This is a genomic window from Salinisphaera hydrothermalis C41B8 (assembly GCF_000732535.1).
GTDB classification, from domain to species: domain Bacteria; phylum Pseudomonadota; class Gammaproteobacteria; order Nevskiales; family Salinisphaeraceae; genus Salinisphaera; species Salinisphaera hydrothermalis.
The window spans coordinates 1-26,350 of the sequence record NZ_APNK01000025.1 but is presented as its reverse complement, the minus strand read 5'-3'; the positions used below and the strand labels follow the sequence as shown (position 1 = coordinate 26,350).

Annotated in this window: 22 protein-coding genes; 6 read left to right on the top strand and 16 right to left on the bottom strand. The window is 63.6% G+C overall.

Translation table 11 applies throughout. The features are described from left to right. The 3 genes from fhuB to C41B8_RS14050 form a co-directional block, all read right to left on the bottom strand. Nucleotides 1-1,980, bottom strand: coding sequence for a Fe(3+)-hydroxamate ABC transporter permease FhuB (gene fhuB, locus C41B8_RS14060; RefSeq protein ID WP_037339480.1), 1,980 nt, complete (start codon nt 1,978-1,980; stop codon nt 1-3). After that, on the bottom strand, nt 1,977-2,789 hold the full coding sequence (locus C41B8_RS14055) for an iron-siderophore ABC transporter substrate-binding protein (protein WP_269634494.1): 813 nt from the start codon (nt 2,787-2,789) through the stop codon (nt 1,977-1,979). The genes fhuB and C41B8_RS14055 overlap by 4 nt, the downstream gene beginning before the upstream one ends. Before the next feature lie 164 nt (nt 2,790-2,953). Beyond that, nucleotides 2,954-3,721 (bottom strand): ATP-binding cassette domain-containing protein, encoded by a 768-nt coding sequence (locus C41B8_RS14050; RefSeq protein WP_037339478.1) that lies wholly within the window; start codon nt 3,719-3,721, stop codon nt 2,954-2,956. Between the two features lie 157 nt (nt 3,722-3,878). Between C41B8_RS14050 and C41B8_RS14045 the strand changes: the two genes are divergently transcribed. The 3 genes from C41B8_RS14045 to C41B8_RS14035 are packed head-to-tail and all read left to right on the top strand — an operon-like array spanning nt 3,879 to nt 6,249. After that, nucleotides 3,879-4,127, top strand: coding sequence for a FeoA family protein (locus tag C41B8_RS14045; RefSeq protein WP_037339476.1), 249 nt, complete (start codon nt 3,879-3,881; stop codon nt 4,125-4,127). Next, a complete protein-coding gene (feoB, locus tag C41B8_RS14040) occupies nt 4,127-5,971 on the top strand; it encodes a ferrous iron transporter B (protein ID WP_037339475.1) in 1,845 nt (614 codons plus the stop codon). The genes C41B8_RS14045 and feoB overlap by 1 nt, the downstream gene beginning before the upstream one ends. After that, a complete protein-coding gene (locus C41B8_RS14035; RefSeq protein WP_051883553.1) occupies nt 5,968-6,249 on the top strand; it encodes a DUF6587 family protein in 282 nt (93 codons plus the stop codon). Before feoB ends, C41B8_RS14035 begins: the two co-directional genes overlap by 4 nt. 76 nt (nt 6,250-6,325) lie before the next feature. On the opposite strand, the gene C41B8_RS14030 is transcribed toward C41B8_RS14035, so the two are convergent. Continuing rightward, complete coding sequence (locus C41B8_RS14030) at nt 6,326-8,014, bottom strand: phosphoethanolamine transferase (protein ID WP_051883552.1); 1,689 nt, start codon at nt 8,012-8,014, stop codon at nt 6,326-6,328. 182 nt (nt 8,015-8,196) lie between these two features. On the opposite strand from C41B8_RS14030, the gene C41B8_RS14025 reads away from it, so the two are divergent. Together C41B8_RS14025 and C41B8_RS14020 are read left to right on the top strand one after the other, a co-directional pair. Further along, complete coding sequence (locus C41B8_RS14025; protein ID WP_051883551.1) at nt 8,197-8,496, top strand: rhodanese-like domain-containing protein; 300 nt, start codon at nt 8,197-8,199, stop codon at nt 8,494-8,496. 152 nt (nt 8,497-8,648) lie between these two features. Further along, on the top strand, nt 8,649-9,695 hold the full coding sequence (locus C41B8_RS14020) for a 3-oxoacyl-ACP synthase III family protein (RefSeq protein ID WP_037339473.1): 1,047 nt from the start codon (nt 8,649-8,651) through the stop codon (nt 9,693-9,695). Nucleotides 9,696-9,790: 95 nt separating this feature from the next. On the opposite strand, the gene C41B8_RS14015 is transcribed toward C41B8_RS14020, so the two are convergent. The 8 genes from C41B8_RS14015 to fsa all read right to left on the bottom strand — a co-directional run bounded on the left by C41B8_RS14015 (nt 9,791) and on the right by fsa (nt 20,414). Continuing rightward, nucleotides 9,791-12,061 carry a TonB-dependent receptor gene (locus C41B8_RS14015; protein WP_156962546.1) on the bottom strand — a complete coding sequence of 757 codons (2,271 nt, stop codon included), beginning with the start codon at nt 12,059-12,061 and terminating at the stop codon, nt 9,791-9,793. 252 nt (nt 12,062-12,313) lie between these two features. After that, entirely contained in the window at nt 12,314-13,783 is a 1,470-nt protein-coding gene (locus C41B8_RS14010) for a mannitol dehydrogenase family protein (RefSeq protein WP_037339468.1), read from the bottom strand. Between the two features lie 62 nt (nt 13,784-13,845). Further along, nucleotides 13,846-14,961 (bottom strand): ABC transporter ATP-binding protein, encoded by a 1,116-nt coding sequence (locus C41B8_RS14005; protein WP_037339466.1) that lies wholly within the window; start codon nt 14,959-14,961, stop codon nt 13,846-13,848. A 341-nt stretch (nt 14,962-15,302) separates the two neighbouring features. Then, nucleotides 15,303-16,139 (bottom strand): carbohydrate ABC transporter permease, encoded by an 837-nt coding sequence (locus C41B8_RS14000; RefSeq protein WP_037339464.1) that lies wholly within the window; start codon nt 16,137-16,139, stop codon nt 15,303-15,305. Further along, nucleotides 16,136-17,053 (bottom strand): carbohydrate ABC transporter permease, encoded by a 918-nt coding sequence (locus C41B8_RS13995; RefSeq protein ID WP_084189009.1) that lies wholly within the window; start codon nt 17,051-17,053, stop codon nt 16,136-16,138. Before C41B8_RS13995 ends, C41B8_RS14000 begins: the two co-directional genes overlap by 4 nt. Before the next feature lie 96 nt (nt 17,054-17,149). Further along, nucleotides 17,150-18,466, bottom strand: a complete 1,317-nt coding sequence (locus C41B8_RS13990; RefSeq protein ID WP_037339458.1) for an ABC transporter substrate-binding protein — start codon at nt 18,464-18,466, stop codon at nt 17,150-17,152. A gap of 259 nt (nt 18,467-18,725) precedes the next feature. Then, the gene (locus C41B8_RS13985) at nt 18,726-19,661 is read right to left on the bottom strand and encodes a sugar kinase (protein ID WP_037339455.1); all 936 of its coding nucleotides are present in this window, start codon (nt 19,659-19,661) and stop codon (nt 18,726-18,728) included. 96 nt (nt 19,662-19,757) lie between these two features. After that, nucleotides 19,758-20,414, bottom strand: coding sequence for a fructose-6-phosphate aldolase (gene fsa / locus C41B8_RS13980; RefSeq protein WP_037339452.1), 657 nt, complete (start codon nt 20,412-20,414; stop codon nt 19,758-19,760). A 171-nt stretch (nt 20,415-20,585) separates the two neighbouring features. On the opposite strand from fsa, the gene xylB reads away from it, so the two are divergent. Then, nucleotides 20,586-22,100, top strand: a complete 1,515-nt coding sequence (gene xylB, locus C41B8_RS13975; protein WP_037339450.1) for a xylulokinase — start codon at nt 20,586-20,588, stop codon at nt 22,098-22,100. Between the two features lie 142 nt (nt 22,101-22,242). On the opposite strand, the gene cyoD is transcribed toward xylB, so the two are convergent. From cyoD to cyoA, 4 genes are read right to left on the bottom strand one after another with little or no spacing between them, the layout of a single operon-like run. Next, the gene (gene cyoD / locus C41B8_RS13970; protein ID WP_037339447.1) at nt 22,243-22,578 is read right to left on the bottom strand and encodes a cytochrome o ubiquinol oxidase subunit IV; all 336 of its coding nucleotides are present in this window, start codon (nt 22,576-22,578) and stop codon (nt 22,243-22,245) included. Continuing rightward, complete coding sequence (gene cyoC, locus C41B8_RS13965) at nt 22,578-23,180, bottom strand: cytochrome o ubiquinol oxidase subunit III (protein ID WP_037339445.1); 603 nt, start codon at nt 23,178-23,180, stop codon at nt 22,578-22,580. Before cyoC ends, cyoD begins: the two co-directional genes overlap by 1 nt. 54 nt (nt 23,181-23,234) lie before the next feature. Further along, nucleotides 23,235-25,217 carry a cytochrome o ubiquinol oxidase subunit I gene (gene cyoB, locus C41B8_RS13960; RefSeq protein WP_037339526.1) on the bottom strand — a complete coding sequence of 661 codons (1,983 nt, stop codon included), beginning with the start codon at nt 25,215-25,217 and terminating at the stop codon, nt 23,235-23,237. Between the two features lie 45 nt (nt 25,218-25,262). Then, the gene (gene cyoA, locus C41B8_RS13955; protein WP_051883549.1) at nt 25,263-26,174 is read right to left on the bottom strand and encodes a ubiquinol oxidase subunit II; all 912 of its coding nucleotides are present in this window, start codon (nt 26,172-26,174) and stop codon (nt 25,263-25,265) included. Between the last annotated feature and the right edge of the window lie 176 nt (nt 26,175-26,350).

Here is a 26,350-nt window from a genome sequence, read left to right as displayed (position 1 = left end):
CTATATCCGACGCAGCCGCCACATGAAATAACTGCCCCCGATCAGCGTGGCCACCAGCCCGGCCGGCAGCTCCACCGGGAACAAAATCTCGCGGCCGACCCAGTCCGCGGCGATCATCAGCAGCGCGCCGAACACCATGGCGCCAGCCATCTGCGTACGCGCCCGGGCCAGCCCGGAAAGCCGCGCGAGATGCGGCGCGAGCAGGCCCACGAACGACAATGGCCCAACGATCAGCGTCGCCGCCGCCGTAAGCACCGCCACCAGGGCCAGCAGCGCCAACCGGCTGATCGTGACGTGCAGGCCGAGCGCGCGCGAGACCGATTCGCCGAGCGGCAGCACATCCAGCCAGCGCCCCAGCGGCCAGGCGAGCGCAACCAACACCGCGCCCACGGCGGTAATAAGCACGGCGGTATGCATGGTCACGAAGTAGGTCGAACCCGACACCCAGGCCAGCATGGACTGCGTGCGCGGATCGTTGCCGGCCAGCACGATGCGCTGGATCGCGTCGAAGGCGAACATCACGGCGATGCCGGTCAGCAGCAGCTGCTCGGGCTCGAAGCGCGAGCGGGCGTTGATCGCAATCAGCACGACCAGCGTCGCCAGCGCGCCGGCCGTGCCGGCGCCGAGCAGCGCCGGCGTGCTGGCGCCCGGCACGAACCAGATCAGGGCCAACAACCCCATGCCGGTGCCCGCGCTCACCCCGAGCACTTCGGGGCTGGCCATCGGGTTGCCGGAGACCCGCTGGATAATAGTGCCGGCCAGGGCCAGCAGCGCACCGGCCGCACCGGCAGCCAACACCCGCGGCGCCCGCCAGACGCCGGTTTCCGACCAAGGCAAGGCGAACGGCGCGTTCCAGCCGTGCAGCCCGCGCCCGGCAAACAACGCCACAATAATCATCCCGGCCAGCGCGAGCATGCCGCCGCCGATGAGACGCCAGGGCGCGGCGCGGCGCGGGATCGGCGGCGGCGCGGTCGGGCGTGGCGCGCTGCGCGCGGCCGACAGCCGGGGCACGAGCCACAACAACAACGGCGCGCCGAGGGCGGCGGTGGTCGCGCCGGTCGGAATCAGCGCGGCGTTGCTGCCACTGATCAGCTGTAACAGCAGATCAGTCGCCGCGAGCAGTAACGCACCGAACACAGGCGCCCAGAGCAGTCGGGCGCCGAGCGTACGCGCGCCGGCGAGGCGCACCACGGCCGGCGCGGCCAGGCCGATGAAACCGATCACCCCCAGATCCGACACGATGCTGGCCGTGATGAACACACCGAGGCCGAGACTCGCCAGCCGTAGCCAGGCCAGCGACACGCCAAGATTGCGGGCGTTGAGCTCGTCGAGGTCGAGCAACGCGAGCGCGCGCGCCAGCACCACCGCACCGATACCGGTGATCGCCAGCCGCGGCGCCAGGTCGATCACGTCGGCCCAGTTGTCTTGCGCCAGCGAGCCCGCACCCCAGATCATCAGACCGTGCAGTTTTTCCTGATTGAGCAGGATCAGCGCCAGCGAAACCGCCCCGAGATAGAGATTGACCACCAGCCCGGCCAGCACCAGCACGGTCGGCGCCAGCCCGCGCCGCCAGGCCAGCGCGAAGACCAGCGCCACCGCGAGCGCGCCGCCGACGAACGCGATCGCACTGCGCCCGTAGCCCAGCAGCCAGGGCGCGAACAACGTCGCCGCGAGCAACGCGACCTGGGCCCCGGTGGCTACGCCGAGTGTCGTCGGCGACGCGAGCGGATTGCGCAGCGTCTGCTGCATGAGCACGCCCGCGAGGGCCAGTCCGGCCCCGCCGATCAGCGAGACGGTTAGCCGCGGCAGCCAGCTGTAGTGCACCAGAATCTGGTGAACATCGGGGCCCGCGCGGCTCGTCAATACGCCGAACCCGTCGCTACCGGCCACGGCATGCAAGGCGGCCACGGCCAGCCCGATCACGATCAGCGCGATCGTGCCGCACAATCGCGCCGGCGTAACGAGCGTGCCGGCGTTCACGACGAACGCTCGGTCTGTTCCGGCCACCCCGGGCCGCTGGCCGGCGCCGAGCGCAATGCCGCGGTTACCAGACGCGCGAAACGACTGGCCGACGGCAGGCCGCCGAAGCTCCAGACGCCCGGGATATAAACCACCGGCGCGTTGCGCACGGTGGCCAGGCTTTGCCACAGCCGGTTATGGGCCAGTCGTTGGCGCAATCCGACCGGTATCGGCCCCATCACCACCACCCGGCCGGTCTGAACTGAGGCCAGACGCGACAACGGGATCTGAGCCGAGCCCCAACGAGAGGTCTCACCCTGCCAGGCATTCGTCAGCCCCATACGCTGCAGGGTCGCGCCAATCAGGCTGCCCCGGCCGAACACATAGACGTGCTGGGCGTCAGAAAACTGGATAACCAGCAACGGCGCCACATCATCCGGCAGGCGCTGGGCGGCATGGCGAACGGCCTCCTCGGTCCGCTGGATCAGCGCCTGGGCCGCCTGTGGGCGATGCGTGATGCGCCCCAGCTTTTTCGCCGCGGCCACGGTTTTGTCCCAGACCGGGCCGGGCGTGAAGTAGACATCGACCGTGGTCACCGGCGCCACCGCGGCCAGCTTCGGCTTGAGCGCCGCATACATCCCGGTGATCAGGATCCGGTCGGGATCGAGCTGGGACAACAGCTCGAGGTTCGGCTGCGAACGCAGCCCGAGGTTATGCGTGCCCGGCGGCAGTTTCGGCTGGCCGACCCAGGTCTCGTAGCCGCTCGTCTGGCCAACGGCCAAAGGCGTCACCCCCATGGCGATCAAATCCTGGGCGAGCCCCCAGTCCACTGTCGCCAGGCGCGGCGTCGACCCGGCGGACGGGCCGCTCGTCGCATCGGCGGCCAGTACGGGGATCGCGGCGGCGAGCAGGATGATGCCAAGCGCCCCAGCAAACCACCGCAGAGCTCGCCGCCCGGCGCATCGCCGGGCCCCGACGCCGAAACGGCCGGGCCTCACTGTACGACGGCGATCGGGCGGTGGTCGGTCGGATGAGGCATCACGTTCATGCGGATGCCATAGATGGCCTCGAGCGTGGCGTCGTTCATGAGTTCGTCGGGCGTGCCCTGCGCCAGCAGGCGCCCGTCACGCAGGGCCACGAGCTGATCGCAATAGCGCGAGACCATGTTCACATCGTGCAGGACGATGATCACACCGATCCCCAGGTCGCGACACAGATTGCGAATCAGCGACAACGTGTCGACCTGATGGGCGATATCGAGCGCCGACAGCGGCTCGTCGAGCAACAGGAAACGACTCCCCTGAGCCAGCAGCATCGCCAGCCACACGCGCTGGCGTTCACCGCCCGACAGCGTATCGACCATGCGCTCGGCGAATTCAGTGGTATCGGTCAGCGTCATCGCCCGGTCGATCTGGGCCTTGTCCTGCTTCGACATGCGCCCGAGCAACCCATGCCAGGGATAGCGGCCGAAGGTGACCAGTTCACGCACCGTGAGGCTGGCCGCGCTCGGCAGGTGCTGCGGCAGATACGCGACGTTGCGTGCGAACTCTCGGGGCCCCCAGTGGTCTACGGCCCGACCGTTGAGACAGATTTCGCCGCAGCTGGCGCATTGCTGACGCGCCAGCAGCTTGAGCAGCGTCGACTTGCCGGAGCCGTTGTGTCCGATCAGGCCATAGACCTTGCCTTCCTCGAAACGCAGATCCGATGCCTCCAGGAGACAGCGCCCTTGCACCTCGAAACGGCAGTCATTGACTTCGAACATCGATTTCTCCGACTACGCGGGTCGCGCGCATCGCGTTTGACCGGGCCGAGAATAAGCTAAATACGAATGAGTATCAATGACGATATGTTGCATCGGCAGTACTTCAAGCGCACGATATCGGCTCCGATGCAAATGGTTCTCAATTGACTACCCGCCCGTGCAGCTCACCGAACTCCCCAAGAACCGCCCGGCACGCGTGGCCACCATACGGGACGAACGCGAGGGCGATCCGATCGCGCAGCGACTGCGCGACCTGGGATTCATCGCGGGCGAACGCATCTGCATCGTGGCCCGTGCACCGTTCGGCGGCGATCCGCTGCTGGTGCGCATCGGTGGCACTCGATTCGCGCTACGGCGCGTAGAGGCCGCCCGTATTACCGTCGAACCCGATATTCCGGAATTCTGATGAGCACCGCGGTTTCACGCATCGCCATGGTCGGTAATCCGAACTGTGGCAAGACAGCCCTGTTCAATCGACTCACCGGCAGCCGCCAGAAGGTGGCCAACTACGCCGGCGTGACGGTCGAGCGCAAGAGTGGGCGCATGACCACGGTAGCGGGGCGCGAATTCGATGTGCTCGATCTGCCGGGCGCCTACAGCCTGGCCGCCGCCAGCCCGGACGAAGCAATCACCGCGTCCATCTGCGCCGGCACCCATGCCAGTGAAGCCGCGCCTGATGTGATCGTATGCGTGGTCGATGCCACCAACCTGCGGCTGCACCTGCGTTTCGTGCTGGAAGTCGCGCGGCTCGGCCGGCCGATGATCGTGGCTCTGAACATGATGGACGCGGCCCGCCGGCGCGGCGTCGAGATCGACAGCACGCGGCTGGCCGCCGAGTTGGGCGTGCCGGTGATCGAGACCGTGGCCGTACATCGCGAAGGCGCAGCCGCCCTGATCGCCCATCTCGACGGCACACCACCCGCGCCGCCGACGCTGCGCGCCGATCACGACGATATTCATACCGCCGCGCGCGTGATCATGGACGCCACGGTCCGCCTTACGAATCCAGGCCCGACGCTCGAAGACCGCATCGACGCATGGACCCTGCACCCAGTGGCCGGCCCGGCGATCCTCGCCGTTCTGATGTTCCTGATATTCCAGGCGGTATTCTCCTGGGCCGTGCCCCTCATGGACGCGATCGATGCCGGGGTGAACCTCGTCGGGGGCACGGTGGCGAGCCTGTTGCCGGTGCATTCCGCCCTGCATAGCCTGGTGACCGATGGCATCGTGGCCGGGGTTGGCGGCGTGCTGGTGTTCCTGCCGCAAATCCTGATCCTGTTTCTGTTCATTCTGATGCTCGAGGAATCAGGCTATCTGCCGCGCGCGGCGTTTCTTCTCGACCGGCTGATGTTCAAGGTCGGGCTCACCGGCCGGGCCTTCATTCCCCTGTTGTCGAGTTTCGCCTGCGCGATCCCCGGCATCATGGCCACGCGCAGCATGGCCGATTCACGCGATCGGCTGGCGACCATCCTGGTCGCGCCGCTGATGACCTGTTCGGCCCGATTGCCGGTCTACACCCTGCTGATCGCCGCCTTCATTCCGCATCGCACCGTGCTCGATCTGTTCAATCTGCAGGGCATCGTGCTGTTCGGTCTGTATATCTTCGGCATCGTGGGCGCGATGGCCGTGGCGTTCGTGATGAAACACGTCCGCCGCGACAGTTCCGATCATGCCCTGCTGATGGAACTGCCGGCGTATCGCATGCCCAACCCGCGCGATATCGCGCTGGGGTTGTGGCAGCGCGCTCGAATATTCCTCAAGCGTGTTGGCGGCATCATCTTCACGGTCACGGTGCTGCTCTGGTTCCTGGCGAGTTTTCCGCAGCCGCCGGCCGGTGCCACCGGCCCGGCGATCGAATACAGCGTGGTCGGCTTCATTGGCCACTACCTGCATTACTTGCTCGCGCCGCTCGGCTTCAACTGGCAGATCTGCGTGGCGCTGGTGCCGGGCATGGCCGCTCGCGAAGTCGCGGTCTCGGCGCTGGGCACGGTCTACTCGATGTCAGGTAATCCGGCCGGTATCAGCCATCAGCTCGGCACCTTGATCGGTCAGCAATGGGCGCTGGGCACGGCGCTGTCGCTGCTGGCCTGGTATGTATTCGCGCCGCAGTGTATTTCCACGCTGGCGGTGATGCGCCGCGAGACCAATTCGTGGCGGGTGGTGATCATCGCGCTGGTGTATCTGTTCGGGCTGGCTTATCTGGCGTCGCTGGCGACCTATCAGATCGCCGCCGCCCTGGGGGCCGGATGAGCGCGTTCGATATCATCCAGGGGATCCTGCTGGCGCTGGTGGGCCTCGCCTGCCTGGTGCACGTCGCCCATCGCTTCGCACCGCGGATCACGCATCGTCTTCGCATGATCGCGGCCTATCGGATCGCGCCGACGCCGGCGAGTGCCGATTGGCGCCAGGCCATAGCCCGACGGATCACGCCGGGCATCCAGGCCCAATCCAGCGGCTGCGATACCGGGGGCTGCAGCGCCTGTCGCGGCTGCGACCTGAAAGCGCGCCTGACGCGTCCGGAACGCTAGCCGCCCCACCGGCCAATGCAGGCCTCGCTGTCGTCATCGGCCGCCGGCGACGCTTGCCCCGCGACGCCCTGAAACTCTAGTTCGACGCGACGCTGCCCTGCCCCCGGCAGGGCGCCAGCAGATCGAGCTTCGGCTGGTAGACGTCGGCGCGCACGTCGAACATGCCCATGACGGTCGAAAACAGGTTGTCCTGCCCCACGCGCTGCTTTTTGAGACCGCTCAGACAGGCGTTCGACAGCTGGTTGTCGTGGCGCCAGTCCGGCGACAGCCAGAGAATCATCGGGATATGCGTCTGCTGGGACGGTGCCAGCATGTAGGGAAAGCCGTGCAGGTAGATGCCGTCCTCGCCCAGCGATTCGCCGTGGTCGGACATATAGATCAGCGCGGTGTCGGCGTCGGATTCTTTGGTCTTGAGCACGCCGATCAGTGACGCCAGCACGTGGTCGACGTAGCGCACGGTGTTGTCGTAGCTGTTGGTAAGCGTCTGGGTCGAGCAGTCCTGCGGGCGATTGGAGTGACAGATCGGCTTGTATTTCTCGAACGCCTTGGGATAACGCTCGAAATAACTCGGCCCGTGGCTGCCCATGGTGTGCATCACCAGCAGCAGATCGCCCGAGGTGGCGTTGATCCGATCGGCCAGCCCGTGCAGGAACACACTGTCCAGACAATGGCCATCGCCGCAGACGCCCGGAATACGCATCTTGCGCATGTTCTGGGTTGGCACGCGGTCACATACGCCCTTGCAGCCCCCGGCCTGGTTTTCTTCCCAGCGCACGGTGATGCCGGCCCGCTTGAGCACATCGAGCAGGTTTTCCGTATAGCCCGCGGTATCGGCATTGAAATCGGCGCGCGACTTGGCCGAGAACATGCAGGGCACGGATATGGCGGTGGACGTGCCACAGGAGTGCGCGTTGGGGAAATTGATCAGATTAGGCAGCGCCGCCAGCTCCGGCGTGGTCTGGCGGTGATAGCCGTCCATGCCCCAGTCCGTGGCGCGCGTGGTCTCGCCCACGACCACGATCACGATCTTGCGACGCTTGATCCGTCTGGCCGCAGCCGTGCGATGCGCATGCGGGGCGATGGTCACCAGCGGGTGATCAGCCACATCGGCCTCGCCATGGGCAAGCTCCGCAGCCGAGTAGATGGCATAAGTCGGGTTGATGTACATGCGCAGCTCGCGATGCTGGCGCAGGGTCAACGAGAATTCCTTGTAATGCGAGGCCAGCGCCCCGACCGCGATCGCTGCCAGCACCACGCCGAACAGGACGCGAATCAACGCCTGGCGCCACCATACCGCGCGCTTGATGCGCACCCAGGCCACAAACGCCGCCGGCAGCAACCCGAACACCACGATGTGCCAGACCAGGGTGAAATTGAACAGGCCTTCGGCTTCGCCGGTGTCCGTATCCAGCGTGTTGCGAATCATCGTGTCGTCGATGACCACGCCGTAGGTCTGCATGAAATAGCCGACCACGGCCGCCACGATCAACAGCCCGATCAGAAACGGCTTGTAGATCCAGCGAAAGGCGAACACCGACATCATCAGCGCCAGGGCGCTGACGAGAAACACCGCAGTGGCTGAAGCAAAGCCCAGACCCGCCGTGGTGCCGACACGGGAAACCGACGCCAGTTGGTGCCAGAAGGCGACGTTGTCGAAGCCGATGATGAATGCCGCGGCCAACAACGTGAGGCTCGGCACACCCAGCGCGGGGCGTGGCACGCGCCGGTGATCGCGATCGGGGGCGGACGGACGTGCAGCGGTCATGCGCGGCCCTCGGGTCAATGCGCGGGCTGGTATTTTTATAAATCCTGCGTAATCAGATCGTAACCCACGGCGCGCTGCCGTTGTAGGCCGGCCGTGCCATGACGTCGCGACCGTCGGACGACTTGATTCTGGTGCATCGTGGCACCACTAATGCGACATCGGAACGTATTGGAGACCGTCTTATGATCGATCATCACGAAGCCCGTGAAGCGCAGGAGAACGGCGCGGCTCTCATCGATGTGCGCGAGCGCGATGAATGGGAGGCGGGCCATGTGGCCGGGGCCCTGTTCTATCCGGTCACGCGTATCTCCAGCGATCCGGACGTCGATGTCGACCCCACTACGCCGATCGTGACGTATTGCAAGGCCGGGGGCCGTGCCCAGCGAGCCGCCGAAGTCCTGGAGGCGGCCGGCTACGCGAACGTGCGCGCGATGCGCGGAGGGTTCGAAGACTGGCGTGCCGCCGGATACCCAACGGAATAGGCTTGGCCCGTCCAGGCGTTGACGTGACAGGCGTTGACCCGGATATTGTGCGACTTTAACGAATCGGACCGTCCGTTTGGACGCGCCGATTCGCGCCGGCGGCCGATCCTGCGACCGACCGCTCCACCCGTTCATGCGTAAAGCGAGGTCCGATGCCTGCTGTCATTGACGCCATCGAATATATGCTGCCGGCGCGCACGGAATCGATCGAGGAGATCGCCGCGCGTTTTCCCAACTGGCCGCTGGAACGTATCGCCGAAAAAACCGGCATCCGGGCTCGCCATGTAGCCAGCGAGGAGGAATGCGCCTCGGATTTCGGTGTGATCGCCGCCGAGCGGTTGTTCGACAAGACCGGTATCGCCCGCGACGAGATCGATTACCTGATCTTTACCACCCAGACGCCGGATTATCTGGCACCCACGACGGCGTGCCTGGTCCAGGAACGGCTGGGGCTGAATAAGCATATCGGCGCCCTCGACATCAATCTCGGCTGTTCGGGCTATATCTACGCGCTGGGCGTGGCCAAGGCGCTGATCGAATCGGGTCAGGCCAGGCGCCTGCTGCTGATCACTGCCGATACCTACAGCAAGTTCGTGCACCCGGGCGACAAGAGCGTACGCGCCCTGTTCGGCGACGCGGCGGCCGCCACACTGCTCAGCGATCGAGCCGCCGACGGCGATCCCAAGATCGGCCCGTTCGTCTACGGCACGGATGGATCCGGCGCCAAGGACCTGATTGTGCCGACCAGCGGCATGCGCCGTCGCGCTTCACACAATCCGGTTGAGGAATATACCGACCGGCACGGCAACGTGCGTTCTGACCACAATATCTTCATGAACGGTCGCGCCGTGGTCGAGTTCACGCTGCGCGAAGTGCCGAAAGCCATACACGAGACCTGTGCGAAAGCCGGCATCACGCTCGACGACGTCGATGCCGTCGTGCCGCATCAGGCCAGCGCCATGGTGCTGGAAGGCATCCGGGAACGCCTGAAACTGCCGAAAGAGAAATTCGTCGTCTGCATGGAAGACATCGGCAATACCGTCTCCTGCAGCGTGCCGATCGCGCTCAAGCGCGCAGTGCTGTCCGGCCAGATCGGCCCGGGCGCGCTGGTGCTGCTGGTCGGGTTCGGCGTCGGACTGTCCTGGGGGGCCACCCTCGTGCGCCTGCCCTCGGATTTCGTGCTGAGCGAGCCGGACTGAATCCAAGGCCTGCCCCACAGGCTTCGGGCCCGCACCGGAGCCATAAAAAAGCCGGCCCCGAGGCCGGCTTTTTTATGAACGCCTGCGCTCTATCCTCAGTCGAAATTGAAGGTCGCCGACAACTTGAAGGTGCGCGGATCACCCTGGGTGAGATAGTTCGTACTCGCGATGCGGCGCACCGACGACCAGTAACTGCTGTTCGCCACGTTCTCCACGTTCGCGCGCCAGACGATCGACCGGCCGTCGTTGCCCCACGGCATGTTGTAGCGCAGACCGAGATCCACGCGCGTCCAGGCATCCACCTTGAGATCGTTGGCCTGGTCGGCGTACTGCGACCCGGTCCGAATCACGCGGGCATTGGCGTGCCAGTGCGGCGCGCCCGGCAACTGCCAGTCACCCGACAGGGCCACGCGATAATTCGGCACCCCGACTGCATCGTTGCCGTTGAACTGATCACCCGGGGTCTGCGTGAGCCTCGGGTCCACATAGGTGGCGCTGGCCAGTAGCTTGAGACGCCGGGTCGGCTGGCCGTGGATATTGAGTTCGACGCCACGGTTACGCTGTTCGCCGAAATAACCATATTGCTGGGTCTTCGGGTCGAGATAGGCGTTGGGCTTTTTGATCTGATAGAGCGCGAGGCTGCCGCCGATGCGCCCGAAATCCAGCTTGGCGCCAACTTCGTCCTGCTTGGCATGCAGAATACCCAGCGTCTGCCCCGGATTCTGAGCTGTCGCCGGCGCGGTATCGCCCGGCTGCAGGGCCTCGATATGGTTGGCATACAACGACAGCCAGGAGGTCGGCTTGTAGACCACGCCGTAGACCGGCGACACACGATGCCCGATGATCGGCTTGCCGCTGGCCTGATCGGCATTGTTGTAGTCGTAGTTCCGGATCGACAGGCTCTGATACCGCGCACCGACCGTGACCAACAGCCGATCGTCGAAAAGACCGGCCGTGTCCGACAGGGCCCAGCCGTTGGCGTGGGTGCGGCTCACCACGTTCGGATCGTTCAGATCGCCCGCGCTGCCAATGGTGGGCAGACTGTCGATGGTTGCCGGCTGGTAGAGATTGGTATCGACGCTGCCGGAGTAGTTGTAGGCACTGTCGGCCCGCTGGTAATAGCCCGAATACCCGAGATTCACGTCGTGGCTGATCGGGCCGGTATCGAAATGGCCGCGGAAACCGGCCTGGCCGGTATAAGTCTGCGTTGCCCGCACGACCGTCAGGCGCGACACCGTGGCATCACCGACCTGATAGCCCGTGCTGTCGGGACTGCTGAGGACCGGTTGGCCATAGTCTCCGGATTCGTGGCTGTGATTGCCGCCGAACGCTGCGTAGGCCGTCCAGTCGTCGGTGATATCGAACGCGCCGCTGAGCATGCCGAACTCGGATTTCAATTCGGTATTGGCGAACTCGGGCCAGTAGTTGGTCTCGGCGTCCGGCGCGGCGGGTATCGTCGTGGCGTCGCCGACCCGTACGGTCGAACGACCGTGGTCGATGTGCTGGCGCTGATAGCCGAAATCGAGCGCGACATGACCGCGCCCGCCCCGATAATCCAGCGCGATGGCCGCGGAGGTATCGTTGGCGTTTTCCTTGTTGATGGCCGTGTCGCCGCTCTCGTGCTGGACGTTGAGCCGCGCGCCGTACTGGTCGTTGCGGCCGTATCGGCGCCCGACGTCCAGCGACTGCTCGAACTGCGAATCGGAGGCATAACCCAGGCGCAGACGCGTTATCGGCTTATCCGTGGCCCGTTTGGGCTCGAGATTGACCGCGCCGCCGACACCCGAGCCACCGGGTCCGACGCCTTTGGCGAAAGCATTGGCGCCCTTGAACAGCTCGACCCGGTTGACGTAGTTCGTCTGCACGATCTGACGCGGCAGCACGCCGTACAGGCCGCCGAACGACACATCGTCGCCGTCGAAGTTGAAACCGCGAATCTGGAACGTCTGAGCGAAGTTGCCGTAGCCGTTCGAGCTCTGCACGGCGGCATCGTTCTCCAGCACGCCGGCGAGCGTGCCGTCCTGTTGGTTGTTGATGAGCTGCGAGGTAAAACTGACCACCGAAAACGGCACGTTGGCGGCATTCTTCTCCCCCAGCACGCCGATACGACCGCCCGTGGCAATCTGGCCGCCGGCATACGCAGGCGGCACGCGATCACCCCCGGTGACCTGACCTTGGACATGGACCGTGCCGAACTGCGTCGTCGGTTCGCTCGGTGCAGGCGCCGCGGCATCGGCCGGCGCCGCGGGTGCCGCCGGCGCGGGCGCGTCCGCGCGATGGCCGGTATCCGTGCTCGACGACGCGGCCCAGGCCGGCAGCGAGGCCACCCCTACACAGACCCCGAAGACCGTCCCGACTCGTTGCAAACGTCCAACAGACGTCGCGACCCTGCCCCGTGCTGCCTTCATTCCCTGTCCTCGTCATGTCGGCCAAACAAGCCGACGGCTGGGCATGTTTCGGCAAAGCGCCGACGCCCATCAAATTCGAGGCAGAAATGTAATGATAATCGTTCTCATTTGCAAACGGAGCGCGGGATGATCGCGTATCGCCAGCGCGACAAGACACCGGCCGTCCTCTTTGACGACCGGCGTCTTATCGCTCCCGGCAGCAGAACGCGCTTACTTCAGGGCTTCGAGCGCTGCACGCGCACCGCGCTCGTGAAGTAGCGCCAAGGTTTCGGTATAGGCGGTGACGAAGCGTTCGTCGTCGACCAGATCGCCGAAGAGCTCGCGGTTCTCGATGAAGGCGGTCGGGTTGTCGCGGTTGTGCTGCGCGATGGCCTTGAGTTCGTCGGCCAGCCGATCGACGATCTCGATCGGCTCGCCAGCCTCGTCGGTGCCCTCGGCATAGCGTGCCCAGCTGGCTACCACGGCGGCCGAACGCTGGATCTCGCCGCCCGCCGCGAGCTGTTCGCGAATCACCGGCAGCAGCCATTTCGGGATGCGATCCGACGACTCGGCACACAGCCGGGCCAGCGTGTCGCGAATCTCGGGGTTGGAGAAACGCTCGATCAGCGTGCGCTTGTAGTCCTCGAGATCCACGCCCGGTACGGGACGCAGCGTCGGCTGCCCCTCGTGGGTCATGTAGTCCATCAGGAAATCGGCGAACAGCTGGTCCTGGCAGACTTCATGGGCATAGCGATAGCCGGCCAGATAACCGAAATACGTCAGCGCCTGATGGCTGGCATTCAGCAGGCGCAGCTTCATCAGTTCGTAGGGCATGACGTCGTCGACGATCTGTACGCCCACGTCTTCATAGGGCGGCCGCCCGAGGTTGAAGTGGTCTTCCAGCACCCACTGCGTGAACGGCTCGCAGACCACGGGCCAGGCATCGTCGATACCGAAACGATCCCGTACTTCGGCCCGATCGGCGTCGGTCGTCACCGGGGTGATGCGATCGACCATCGAGTTCGGGAACTGCACGTTGTCGTCGATCCAGGCGCCGAGCTCGGCATCCTTGGCTTTGGCGTAGGCCGTGAACATCTTGCGCGCCACGTCGCCATTGCCCTGGATGTTGTCGCAGGACATCAGCGTGAACGGCGTAGTGCCCCGCTCCCGACGTCGGCGCAAGGCTTCGGTCACCAGACCGAAGGTCGTCTTCGGCGTCGCGCCGTCGGCCAGGTCATGCTGGACGTCCGGGTTGTCGAAATTGAATTCGCCGGTGACGTGGTGAAAGTTGTAGCCGCCCTCGGTCACCGTCAACGACACAATGCGCGTGGTTTCGGCCGCCATGGTCTCGATCACGTCCTCCGGATCGTCCGGCGCGAACTTGTAGTCGACGATGGAGCCGATCACACGCGGTTCGTAGGTGCCGTCGGCGTGTTTCAATACCAGCGTATACAGGCCGTCCTGATCGGCCATGACCTCGGCCATACGCTTGTCCGACGGCATCACGCCGACGCCGCAAATACCCCACTCCAGGGCCTTGCCGTCGTTCATGAGCGCATCGAGATACATCGCCTGATGCGCGCGATGGAACCCGCCCACCCCGAAATGCACGATGCCGGTCGCGACCCGGCTGCGATCGTAGCTCGGCGTGGGAACGGCGCCGTCGATTTCGGCGAGCGAAGTATTGTTCAGTGCAGGCATGACAGTCTCTCTCGATGCCGGGCCGCCGCTCGGGCGCCCCGGCCTGCGCGGATCATTCGAATTCAGTGTTTGGGGCTGTCGGCGACGCCGGAATCGATACCGATCAGCGCGGCCTCGGATTCCGGATCGAACAGATACAGCTTGTCGGGCGCGCACGTCAGGGTGACGTCGTCGCCCATGGCAACCTGCTGGTGTGGTTCGATCTGAGCGGTGAGCGTAGTCTCACCGACCTTGACCTGAATCATGGTGAGCGACCCGAGGGGCTCGACCACTTCCACTGCCCCGGACAGACGACAACGCGAGTCGTCGGCGCTGGCCAGATGCAGATGCTCAGGCCGAATGCCGATCCGGATACGCGAACGATCGCCGGCGGCCTGACGATGAGCTTCGTCCAACGCCAGCTCGAAGCTGGTGCCGGTCGCCCGCTCGCCGTCGATATCGGCATCCAGGAAATTCATCGACGGCGTGCCGATGAAACCGGCCACGAACACGTTCGACGGGCGCTGGTAGAGATTGTTGGGGCTGTCGATCTGCTGGACGATGCCGTCCTTCATCACCGCGATCCGCTGGCCCATGGTCATGGCTTCGGTCTGGTCGTGGGTGACGTAGAAGGTGGTGACGCCCAGCTTGCGATGCAGTTTGACGATCTCGGCCCGCATGTCGACGCGCAGTTTGGCGTCGAGGTTGGACAGCGGTTCGTCCATGAGAAAGACCTGCGGCTGACGCACGATGGCCCGACCGAGCGCGACACGCTGGCGCTGACCGCCGGACAGGGCTCTTGGCTTGCGCTCCAGCAAGGCGGTGATGCCGAGCACTTCGGCCGCTTCATCGACGCGTTTCTTGATGTCGGCCTTGTCGTATTTCTTGAGCTTGAGCGAGAAGGCCATGTTGTCGCGCACGGTCATGTGCGGGTACAGGGCATAGCTCTGGAAAACCATGGCGATGTCGCGATCCTTGGGGGCCACCCCGGTGACGTCGCGCCCGCCGATCTTGATCGCGCCCTGGGTGTGTTCTTCCAGGCCGGCGATCATGCGCATGGTGGTGGTCTTGCCACAGCCCGACGGGCCGACCAGGACGACGAATTCGCCGTCTTCGGTCACGAGGTTGAAGTCCTTGACCGCCAGGTCGTCCGAGCCCGGGTATTGCTTGCCGACTTTGCTGAGTTCTACGACTGCCATGGGTCTGTCCTCTGAAAACTCTGTCTATCCGCGGATCGGCGTCGACCGACGAATGAATACCGACGTTTTATCCACAGATTTCACAGATATACGCAGATTAAGCGCGGTAGGCGCTGCAGAACCGGAGGCATCGCGGCTGGCGTCGGCTCGAACGGAGGCACCGAATCGATACCGCCCAACCTCTGTCTTCAAATCTGCTGAATCTGTGCAATATGCGGATGAACGTTTTCGGGTCTGTATTCGATCGGCGCGGTTCCACGTCGATCTGCAGATAACTCTTGGTGTCTTGCTTGTATTCGTGTTGGTGAGCGGATCGCCTGAGTCAGGCGACCCGTGCTGGATCACTTCACTGCGCCGAAGGTCAGGCCTCGAACCATCTGCCGCTGGGCGAACCAGCCGAGCACGACGATCGGGGCGATCGACAGCACCGACGCGGCCGACATCTTGGCCCAAAACAGGCCCTCGGCCGATTTGAACGAGGCGATGAATACGGCCAGTGTCGCGGCCGAGTGGTTGGTCATCGTGATCGACCAGAACGACTCGTTCCACGCCAGGATCAACGCCAGCAGGCAGGTCGAAGCCAGCCCCGGCATCGCCAGGGGCAGGATCACCCGCGTCATGGTCTGCATCATGCTCGCGCCGTCGATGTCCGCGGCTTCGACAAGGTCCTTGGGAATATCCCGGAAATACGAATAGACCATCCACACCATGATCGGCAGGTTCATCGCCGTATACAGGGCGATCAGGCCCCAGACGTTATCCAGCAGGTCGAGGTTCTTGTAGACCAGAAAGATCGGGATTAGCACGCCGACCGCCGGGATGAACTTGGTCGAGACCATCCACACCAGCGTGAAATCGGTTCGCTTGGACGGGTAGAACGCCATGGCATACGCCGCCGGGACCGTCAGCACTAGCCCGAACAGGGTTGAGACCACCGAGGTGACCGCTGAATTCCAGGCGTAGTGCCAATAGCCACCGCCCTGCGACAAGGCCGTTTCGAAACTCTGCAACGTCGGCGTGAAAAACAGGTGCGGCGTGATGGTGAACGCCTCGGCCTCGGTCTTGAAAGACGTCAGCAACAACCACGCGATGGGAAAGAACATCAGCAGCGCAACGATCCAACCCAGAATACCCAGCGCGATACCGCCGAACGAAGTCTTGCGTGTTGCAGTACTCATCGGTTCTCTCCCGCGTTGAGATTGCCGGCCACGAACCGGATCAGGAATATGGCGAAGATATTGGCGAGGATCACCGCGCCTATGGCCGCCGCCGACGATGTGCCGATGTCGTACTGGGCGAACGTGCCCTGGAAGATGTAGTACGGCAGATTAGTGGTCGCCGTGCCGGGCCCGCCGCTGGTGGTGGTATAGATTTCGGCGAAGGAGGTCAGAAAGAAGATCGATTCCAACATGACCACGACATAGAGCACCTGCCCCAGATGCGGCACCACAATGTGCCGGAATTCATGCCATTTGTTGGCGCCGTCGAGCCGCACGGCCTCGAGTTGGTCTTCGGGCAGCGATTGCAGGCCGGTCAGCAACACCAGCATGGCAAAGGGCGTCCACTCCCAGCTGATCATGATGATGATCGAGGTCAGCGGGAAGTGCGCCAGCCAGTCGATCGGCGTGGCGCCGAACAACCGGAACAGCCAGGCCAACAGGCCGAAGGCTGGGTGAAACAGCATGTTCTTCCAGATCAGGCCGGTTACCACCGGCATGACGAAGAACGGGGCCACGGCCAGCGTGCGTGCCACGCCGCGACCGAAGAAATTTCGATGAAACAGCAATGCGAAGGCGAGGCCGAAGCCCACCGTGATGATCAGCGAACACAGCACGATCAGTAGCGTCACCTTGAGGGCGCTCCAGAACGTGGGATCGGTGAACAGGATGCTGTAATTGGTGATGCCCGCCCAGCCGGTCATCGTGGGCATCATCAGGTTGTAGTTGCGGAACGAGTAGTACAGCGTCATGCCCAGCGGCACGATCATCCAGACCAGCAGGAAGATCACGGCCGGGGCGAGCAACCACTTCGCAGGCGCGCGCTTGGCTTTTTCGCGCTTGGCGGCGTCTGCGGCTGGGCTTCGGGTTGTCATGGATGCCACGGATCAAACGTCCTCATCGGGATGAGCCTTTCGAACGACAGGAGCCGGACGGATCATTCGATCCGCCCGGCCTCTACAGCGCCCGACTTACTTCTTGGGGTAGCCGGCTTGCTGCATCATGCGCTTGGTGACCGAATTGGCCTGCGACAGCCCCTGGTCCACGCTGGTCTGCCCCGCCACGATACCGGCCAGGATCTGACCGACGCGGGTACCAATCGCCTGGAACGGCGGGATGTCGACGAACTGGATACCCGTATAAGGCACCGGCTTGGCCGACGGATCTTTCGGATCGGCCGTCTGGATAGCATTGAGCACCAGCGACGCGAACGGCGCGACCTTCTTGTACTCGGCGTTCTCATAGGTGGACTTGCGCGTACCCGGCGGCACCGAGACCCAGCCCTTCTTCTGGCCTACGAGATCGATGTACTTCTTCGAAGTCGCCCACTCGATGAAGGTCTTGGCGGCCTCCTTGTGGTTCGACGACTTCGGCACGGCCAGCGCCCAGCTATACAGCCAATGGCTGCCCTTCTTGGTGGTCGCATACGGCGACTGGGCAAAACCGACATCCTTGGCGACCTTCGAGTTGGCCGGATCGGACAGATAACCCGCAGCGACGGTGGAATCGACCCACATCGCACACTGGCCGTTGGCGAACAGCGTCTCGGACTCCGTGAAACCGTTCGACGTCACGCCGGGCGGGCCGTACTTGGTGACCAGGTTCTTGTATTCGGTCGCCGCTTTCTTCCAGGCCGACGAGGTCAGCTGCGGCTTCCAGTTCATGTCGAACCAGCGACCGCCGTAGGAATTCACCATGGTGGAGAACAACGCCATGTTCTCACCCCAGCCCGGCAGGCCGCGCAGGCAGATACCGTAGGTATTGTTCTTGGGGTCATTCAACTTCTTGGCGAACTGCTGAATCTGCGACCACTTCGGGTGCTCCGGCATGGTCAGGCCGGCTTTTTTGAACAGGTCCTTGCGATAATAGGTCATCGAGGACTCGGCGTAGAACGGCATGGCGTAGAGCTTGCCATTGGCCGAGAGCGCCTTCTTGACGGTCGGGATCATGTCGCTTTCGTCGTACGACGCCGGCACGTTATCGAACGGCACAAGCCAGCCGTTCTTGGCCCAGATCGGCACCTCATAGTTGCTGATCATCAACGCGTCGTACTGACCGGCGTTGGTGGCGATGTCGGTAGTCATCTTCTGACGCACTTCGTTTTCCGGCAGGGTGACGAAGTTGACCTTGATATCCGGATGCGATTTCTCGAACGCCGGCGCCAGCTTCTCCATCGTCTGCATGTCGGGATTGTTCACGGTGGCGATCGTGATCTGGGTCGCAGCCTGGGCCGCGGTCATACCACCGGCGCCCAGCATCAGGCCGGCAACCAGAAACTTTATTCTCATGACGGAGCATCTCCTCGTTGTCTATCGGTAGACGAGCGGGCCCCCAAGGGTGCCCTCCTACAGGTGCCGAACCGCCGGCGCCTGCAATATTGTTCTTATGATGAAAATTAATTCGCCCCGGGCGCAATTCGCCTTTAATCGTATACGCGGAGCAAGCACCCGGCCGTGGGGGCGAACGCGCGTCGCGTGATCTCGTTCGAGACCACGCGGCGTCGGTCGGGCCGGTGGGGGCGAGAGTCAGACTCCCGGCACGAAGGTGTCAGGAGTGCGAAGCAATAAAGGCGTCGAGCTGCTCGCGTGTCGAGGTGCCTTCCATGGCGCCCTGTCGGGATACGGCGCTCGCGCCGGCCGCGTTGGCGTAGACCAGCGCATCGGCAGCCGCCATGCCTTGACTGCGCAGCGTGCAGAACGTTGCGCCGAAGGAATCGCCAGCACCGGTGGGGTCGACTTCCTCGACCTCGAAGCCTGGCAGCTCGCGCATACCGCTGCCGTCGTAGTAACGACAACCGTCGCCGCCGCGCTTGAGCACGATCTCGCTGACACCGAGCTCGAAGGCACGCGCCACGGCCTCACTCTCGGCCTCGCGTTCGACGAGCACATTCAACTCGTCGTCGCTCGGCAACAGGATATCGGTCGACGACAGCAGGCCGGTCAGCGCTTCGCGCACGCCCGGCCGGTCGAGCATTTCCTTGCGCACGTTCGGGTCGAAGGAAATCCGGCCGCCGCCGGCCTTCACGCGCCCGATGGCGACGCGCGCGAGCTCGATCATGTGCTCCGAAAACAATGCCGTGCCGGCGACATGAAACAGCTTGCAGCCTTCGAGCACTGGCCCGAACTGGGCCTCGGCGATCCTCGCACAGGCGCCGTTGGCTATATTGAAGATGAAATCCCGCGAGCCATCGTCGTAATAGGTCACGAAGGCACTCGCGGTGGTCTCGTCTGCCAGGGTGGCGATGGACGAGGTATCCACGCCATCGGCCTTCAGACGCTCGACGAGCATGCGCCCGAAGTCGTCATCCCCCACCGCACTCACCAGCGCTGCCGTCGAGCCGAGTTTGGCGGCCTGGTCGATGAAAATGGCCGGCGCGCCGCCCGGGTAAGGCCCCGCGAACTGCCCGGCTTCGCCGAGGCGCTGGTTGATCCGGGTGGCCATGAATTCGGCGAGGACTTCGCCGAAGGTCACGATATCGGTCATATGCGAATGCGATGGAGTGAATGACGGAAACGGCCGGAACGAGAACGGCCCGCGCAGCCGGGCTCGCGGGCCGTCATCATCGAGACGGGCGGATCGCTACAGGATCGACTGCCCGGTCGCCTTCCAGTCGGAGACGAACTTCTCGAGACCGTTGTCGGTCAGCGGGTGCTTGAACATCTGATGCAGCACGGCCGGCGGCACGGTCACCACGTCGGCGCCGGCCAGCGCCGCCTGCACCACGTGTTGCGCACCGCGCACGGACGCGGCCAGCACCTGGGTGTTGATGCGGTCGTAGCTGCTGTAGATCGTGTTGATGTCACGAATCAGCTGCATGCCTTCCTGACCGATGTCGTCCAAACGGCCGATGAAGGGCGAGACATAGGTCGCGCCGATCTTGGCGGCCAGCAGCGCCTGCGCGGCCGAAAAGCACAGCGTGACGTTGATTTCCTGACCATTGTCGACCAGGTTCTTGCCGACCTTCAGGCCGGCCGGGGTCAGCGGCACCTTCACGCAGACGTTGTCCGCGATCGTGGCGAGCTTCTCGCCTTCCTTCATCATCGTCTCGTAGTCGGTCGCGGCCACTTCCGCGCTCACCGGACCGTCGACGATCTTGCAGATCTCGGTGATGGTCTCGATGAAGTCCTTGCCCGCCTTGTTGATCAGGCTGGGGTTGGTGGTCACGCCATCGAGCATGCCCATGTCGGCAAGTTCGCGGATTTCGTCCACGTTGGCGGTATCGACGAAGAATTTCATGGTGGATCCTTTACTGATTTCTCAAGCCGAGCGGCGCACGGGACACGTGCGCCTAGTGTATGGTTTCGGCCAGAATACCCGGTTTGGGCTCGGGCTTTCAGGATAACGCCATCATCGCCCGTGCCAAACATGGCAAGGTAACGCAAACCCGTGCACGAGGAGAATGCCCCAATGGTCGGCGACGCGCGCAAACTTTTCATTGGCCTGGATATCGGCACCAGCAGCGCCAAGGGCGTACTGGTCGATGATGCCGGCCGGGTCATCGCCCGGGCGTCGGGCGACTACCCGCTGCTCGTGCCGCGACCCGGCTGGACCGAGCAGGATCCGGAGGCCTGGTGGAGCGCGGCCGAGAGCGTCCTGCAGACTCTCGTGGCGGCGGCCGACACGCCGATCGAGGCGATCGGTCTCACCGGCCAGATGCACGGTGCCGTCTTTCTGGACGCCGCGGGTGAAGTCATCCGCCCCGCCATTCTCTGGAACGACCAGCGCACGGGCGCGGCCTGCGAAACCATCGAACGCGACGTCGGCAGCGAGAAGCTGCGCCGCATCACCGGCAATCCGGCGCTGACCGGTTTCCAGGCGCCGAAGATTCTGTGGCTGCGCGACAACGAGCCGGACAACTACGCGCGCCTTGCGCATGTCTTGCTGCCCAAGGACTACATCCGCTACCGGCTGTCCGGCGCGTTCGCGACCGACGTCTCGGATGCCGCCGGCACGCTGCTGCTGGATCTCGCCGCGCGCGACTGGTCCGACGAAGTGCTGGCCGCGCTCGATATTCCGCGCGAATGGCTGCCCCAGGTCTTCGAGAGCCCGGAGGTCACCGCCGAAGTTTCGGACACCGGCGCGCGCACGACCGGCCTCGTGGCCGGCACGCCGATCGTCGCCGGTGCAGGCGACAACGCCGCGGCCGCCGTCGGCGGCGGCATCGTGAAAACCGGCGTCGCCTTCGTTTCGGTGGGCACGTCGGGCGTGGTCTTCGCGCACAGCGAATCCGCCACGCCGGACACCAGCGGCGAGCTGCACTGCTTCTGCCACGCCGTGCCCGGCGCCTATCATCTGATGGGCGTATCGCTGGCTTCGGGCGGCAGCCTGCAGTGGTTCGCCGACCGTATCGCCAGCGATGAAGCGGCGGTGGCCCAACGGCTGGGCCGTAATCTGCACGAACTGCTCGCGGCCGAAGCGGATACGGTGGCGCCCGGGGCGGACGATCTGTATTTCCTGCCCTATCTCGCCGGCGAACGCACGCCGCATATGGATCCGAACGCGCGCGGCGCCTGGATCGGTCTGACCCTGTCGCACGATCGCCGACACATGGTGCGCGCCATTCTCGAGGGCGTAGCGTTTTCTCTGCGCGACTCGCTGGTTCGTATCGAAGCTCAGGGCGTGACGCCGGACAAGCTCATTCTGGGCGGCGGCGGCGCACACAGCGACGTCTGGCGCCGTATTCTGGCCGCCGTGTTGAACAAGCCCGTTGCCGTGCAGGAAGACCAGGAAGGCCCGGCTTACGGCGCTACCGTACTGGCCGCCGTGGGCGCGGGCGTGCATGCTGATGTGGATGCGGCCGTCGCAGCCATGGTGTCGGCACCGGAAACCTTCGAAGCGCCGGATGCCGAGCTGGTTGCCGAGTATGCACCGCGTTACCAGCGTTTCACCCGGCTGTATCCCGCCCTGCGTGATATCGACTAAGCAATGGCGCCCAACGGGCGTCATGGCGCCGCCCCGGCCGAATCCGGCCGACAAAAAAAGGCGACTCCCGAGGGAGTCGCCTTTTTTTGGGTCGTTAGATCGAGGCCGGCGGCGCGCTGGCGCGCCCTTCCGGCCTGGCCGCTTATCCGCCCGCGATCATCGTACGCATTTCGAGGCTATACATCAGCCACAGGGTGCCGCCAACGAGGATCGCCAGAATCAGCACGCAGAATGCGCCAGAACCGGTGTTCCAGGCGTTCTCTTCCGAGAAATCCAGATGCAGGAAACAGAACAGATGCACCAGGATCTGGACCACCGCGGCCACCGCGACCAGGATCAACGTCAGGCCAGAGGAGAACCAGCCGAACGCCACTGCGCCGAACGGAATGGCGGTAAGGATGAGGGCCAGAACGAAGCCGGTGAGATAGGTCTTGAGGTTCAGCCCCCCAAGACGTGCGTCATGACTGGACGTGCTCATTACATGACTCCCGAAAGATAGACCGTCGAGAACACCGCGATCCACACGATGTCCAGAAAGTGCCAGAACAGCGCAAGGCGCATCAGGCGCGAGGCCACCGGCGCGGTCACGCCCTTCACGGCCACTTGGCCGATCATCACCGCGATCCAGATCAGACCGAAGGTCACGTGAGTACCGTGGGTGCCTACCAGAGTGAAGAACGCGGATAAGAACGCGCTGGTCCACGGGCCGGCCCCTTCATGGACCAAACCCAGGAACTCATGCACCTCGAGCCCAACGAACAGGGCGCCGAAGACGAAGGTGATGAGCAACCAGAGCAGCACCTGCGACTTGCGCCGGGCATGCATGGACAGCATCGCCATACCGAAGGTGATACTGGAGAACAGCAGCGCCATCGTCTCGAAGAAAACATCGCGCAGCTCGAATAGGTCGCGGCCCGAGGGCCCGCCGTTGTAATGCGTGGACACGGTCACGAACATCGTGAACAGCATCGAAAAGATGATCACGTCGCTCATGAGGTACACCCAGAACCCGAAGTTCACCAAGGTGTTCGGGTTGGATGCCGCATGAACGTCGTTACCGCTGGCGGCATGACTCGTCATAGTTATTCCAAATCGCTCACGGAAACCTGAAAGGACCGGGGACGCGGCGTCGCACTAGGCGACGCCGGCCTCCTCCAGCCTGCGATAGCGCTCGTTCTCGATGCGCTCGACCTCGGCCGCCGGAATGACGAACTCGACATCGTCCTGGCAACCGCGGGCGATCACGGTCGCCAGCATGCCGAGGCCGGAGGCGATCGCCAGCCACCATATGTGCCAGATCAGCGCAAACCCGAGGAAGAACGATAGCCCGCCAATCACGAACCCGGCGATGGTGTTCTTCGGCATGTGAATGTCGTTGTACTTCTCGGGCCGCTTGTAGGCCGTACCGTGCTCCTTCATATAGGCGAAGGCGTCACGGTCTTCGACCGTCGGAATGACCGCGAAGTTATAGTCCGCCGGCGGCGATGACGTCGACCATTCCAGGGTCCGGCCGTTCCACGGATCGCCGGTGGTATCACGCAGCTGCTCGCGATCGCGCACGCTTACGATGAGCTGAATAATCATGCTGATGACGCCGAACAGCACGAACAGCGCACCGATAGCCGCGACGATCAGGAACGGCTGCCAGGCCGGGTCGTTGTAGGTGACCATTCGACGCGGCATGCCCATCAGGCCCAGCACGTACAGCGGCATGAAGGCCAGATAGAAACCGATGAGCCAGCCCCAGAAGGAACGGGCGCCCCACTTCTCGTCCAGACGGAAGCCGAACGCCTTCGGGAACCAGTAGTGGTAACCCGCGAACAGACCGAACAGCATCCCCGGGATCAGCACATTATGGAAATGCGCGACCAGGAACAGACTGTTGTGCATCTTGAAGTCGATGCCCGGGATGGCGAGCATCACGCCGGTCATGCCACCGATGGTGAACGTGATGATGAAGCCCAGCGTCCACAACATCGGCAGGTTGAACGAGATCCGACCGCGGAACATCGTGAACAACCAGTCATAAATCTTCACGCCGGTCGGCACGCCAATGACCATGGTCGCGATGGCGAAGATGGAGTTACGAACCGGATCCTGGCCCATCGTGAAGAAGTGATGCACCCAGACCGTGAACGACAGCAAGGCGATCACCATGGTCGCGTAGACCAGCGATGTGTAGCCGAAGATGCGCTTGTTGGAATACGTGGCCACCACCTCGGAGAACACACCGAAGGCCGGCAGGATGAGGATGTACACCTCCGGATGACCCCACACCCAGAACATGTTGACGTACATCATCTGGTTGCCGCCGCCGCCCGACGTAAAGAAGTGCGTACCGACGTAACGATCCAGCGTGAGCAGCGCCAGCACCACGGTCAGTGCCGGGAACGCCAGCACCATCAGGATGTTGGTGCAGAGCGTGGTCCAGGTGAACAGCGGCATGCGCATGAACGTCATGCCCGGGGCCCGCTCTTTGATGATGGTTACGAAGAAGTTGATGCCGGTGATCGTGGTCCCGATACCGGATATCTGTAGCGCCCAGATCCAGTAATCGACGCCGACACCCGGGCTGGCCTTGATGCCCGAATACGGGGCATAACCGGTCCAACCCGCCTCGGAGAACTGACCGATGGCGAGCGATGCCATCACCAGCATGCCGGCCGAAGCGGTCAGCCACAGACTGACGGCATTGAGATACGGAAACGCCACGTCACGTGCGCCAATCTGCGTCGGCACCGCGATATTCATCAAGCCGATCAGGAAAGGCATGCCCATGAAGAAAATCATCATGGTGCCGTGGCCGGTGAACAGCTCGGCGAAATGGTCCGGCGGCAGATAGCCCGACATGCCGGGTCCGGCAAAGGCCTGCTGGGCCCGCATCATCAACGCATCGACAAACCCGCGTAACAGGAAGACGAAGGCGATGATGATGTACATCACGCCGATCTTCTTGTGGTCGACCGAGGTCAGCCACTCGTTATAGAGATACTTCCACTGCCCGAAGTAGGTGATGGCCGCAATGACCGACAGCCCGACCACAGCCATGAGGATGTCGGCGCTGAAGATGATCGCGTTGTCGTACGGGATCGCGTGGATTGTGAGCTTGCCAAAAATATCCATGGTGTTATCTCGCTGGTCTCGCCAAAGCCGCCGGCCGCGCTACTCGTGCGCCGCCGTCTGCTTGAGCTCGGCCTTCATGCCCGGCTTCATGTCCGGCCCCTTCGGTGCGTGGAACTGGCCGATCACGTCGGCAAACAGCCCGGAGGACACCGGTGCGAAGTAGATCGGATGCTTGACCACGCTGGGCTTGGCGAACTGCTTGAACTGGCTCATGTCCAGCGGCTTGCCCTGGGCACGCACCTTGTCGAGCCACTGCTGATAGCCCTGCTTGGTCATCGCCTTCGCGACGAAACGGTTCTTCGCAAAGCCATGACCGTTGTACTGGTAATTGCCACCGGCGAAATCACCGGTCTTGTGCGACATGAGATGCAGCTGGGTCTGCATGCCCGACATCGCGAAGATCTGCGTGCCCATGCGCTGAATCATGAACGCGTTCATCACCGAATTGGACGTCAGCTTGATGTTCAGCGGCACGTTCTTCGGGAACGCGAATTCGTTGACGGAGGCGACGTGTTCATCCGGATAGATGAACAACCACTTCCAGTCGGTGGCCACCGCCTGGATGGTGACGGGCTTCGCATCGGACTTGATGGCTTTGTACGGATCCAGGTTATGGGTCGAGATCCAGGTCATCACCGACAGGATGATCAGAATCGCCAGCGGCCCCCCCCAGACGAAGAACTCGATCAACCAGGAATGATCCCAGTCCGGCGAGTACGTCGAATCCGTATTGGACTTGCGATAGCGCCAAGCGATGCCGAGCGTGAGCCCCACGATCGGAATGAGCACGAACAACAGCAACAGGATCGTGAAGATCGTGATGTTGCGCTCGGTCTCCCCGACCGGGCCAACCGGCATCATGGTACTCAGGCTCACACCACAGCCGCTGACCAGCAGAAGCAGACCGGCGGCAGCAGCGCCCGATGAGAATCGAAAAATCTTACCTAGCATTGCGTTATATGCCTTGGAGTCGAAACCGGATCGGGCACTGGCGAGCACAGCCCACCGGCCAAATCTCGTGAAAACGGCTTGGCCGGAACCCCATACCGACCATGACTCGGGAGGGCTATGTCACCGTTAATTCGTGATAAAATATAACACATTGATATCACGATGATTGTTCTTGA

Coding starts and splice junctions, on each gene's coding strand:
- C41B8_RS14050 (WP_037339478.1), bottom strand. CDS start 3,721: ATGTTCGAAGTCAATGACTGCCGTTTCGAGGTGCAAGGGCGCTGTCTC.
- feoB (WP_037339475.1), top strand. CDS start 4,127: ATGAGCACCGCGGTTTCACGCATCGCCATGGTCGGTAATCCGAACTGT.
- C41B8_RS14035 (WP_051883553.1), top strand. CDS start 5,968: ATGAGCGCGTTCGATATCATCCAGGGGATCCTGCTGGCGCTGGTGGGC.
- C41B8_RS14030 (WP_051883552.1), bottom strand. CDS start 8,014: ATGACCGCTGCACGTCCGTCCGCCCCCGATCGCGATCACCGGCGCGTG.
- C41B8_RS14025 (WP_051883551.1), top strand. CDS start 8,197: ATGATCGATCATCACGAAGCCCGTGAAGCGCAGGAGAACGGCGCGGCT.
- C41B8_RS14020 (WP_037339473.1), top strand. CDS start 8,649: ATGCCTGCTGTCATTGACGCCATCGAATATATGCTGCCGGCGCGCACG.
- C41B8_RS14010 (WP_037339468.1), bottom strand. CDS start 13,783: ATGCCTGCACTGAACAATACTTCGCTCGCCGAAATCGACGGCGCCGTT.
- C41B8_RS14005 (WP_037339466.1), bottom strand. CDS start 14,961: ATGGCAGTCGTAGAACTCAGCAAAGTCGGCAAGCAATACCCGGGCTCG.
- C41B8_RS14000 (WP_037339464.1), bottom strand. CDS start 16,139: ATGAGTACTGCAACACGCAAGACTTCGTTCGGCGGTATCGCGCTGGGT.
- C41B8_RS13995 (WP_084189009.1), bottom strand. CDS start 17,053: ATGACAACCCGAAGCCCAGCCGCAGACGCCGCCAAGCGCGAAAAAGCC.
- C41B8_RS13990 (WP_037339458.1), bottom strand. CDS start 18,466: ATGAGAATAAAGTTTCTGGTTGCCGGCCTGATGCTGGGCGCCGGTGGT.
- C41B8_RS13985 (WP_037339455.1), bottom strand. CDS start 19,661: ATGACCGATATCGTGACCTTCGGCGAAGTCCTCGCCGAATTCATGGCC.
- fsa (WP_037339452.1), bottom strand. CDS start 20,414: ATGAAATTCTTCGTCGATACCGCCAACGTGGACGAAATCCGCGAACTT.
- xylB (WP_037339450.1), top strand. CDS start 20,586: ATGGTCGGCGACGCGCGCAAACTTTTCATTGGCCTGGATATCGGCACC.
- cyoD (WP_037339447.1), bottom strand. CDS start 22,578: ATGAGCACGTCCAGTCATGACGCACGTCTTGGGGGGCTGAACCTCAAG.
- cyoC (WP_037339445.1), bottom strand. CDS start 23,180: ATGACGAGTCATGCCGCCAGCGGTAACGACGTTCATGCGGCATCCAAC.
- cyoA (WP_051883549.1), bottom strand. CDS start 26,174: ATGCTAGGTAAGATTTTTCGATTCTCATCGGGCGCTGCTGCCGCCGGT.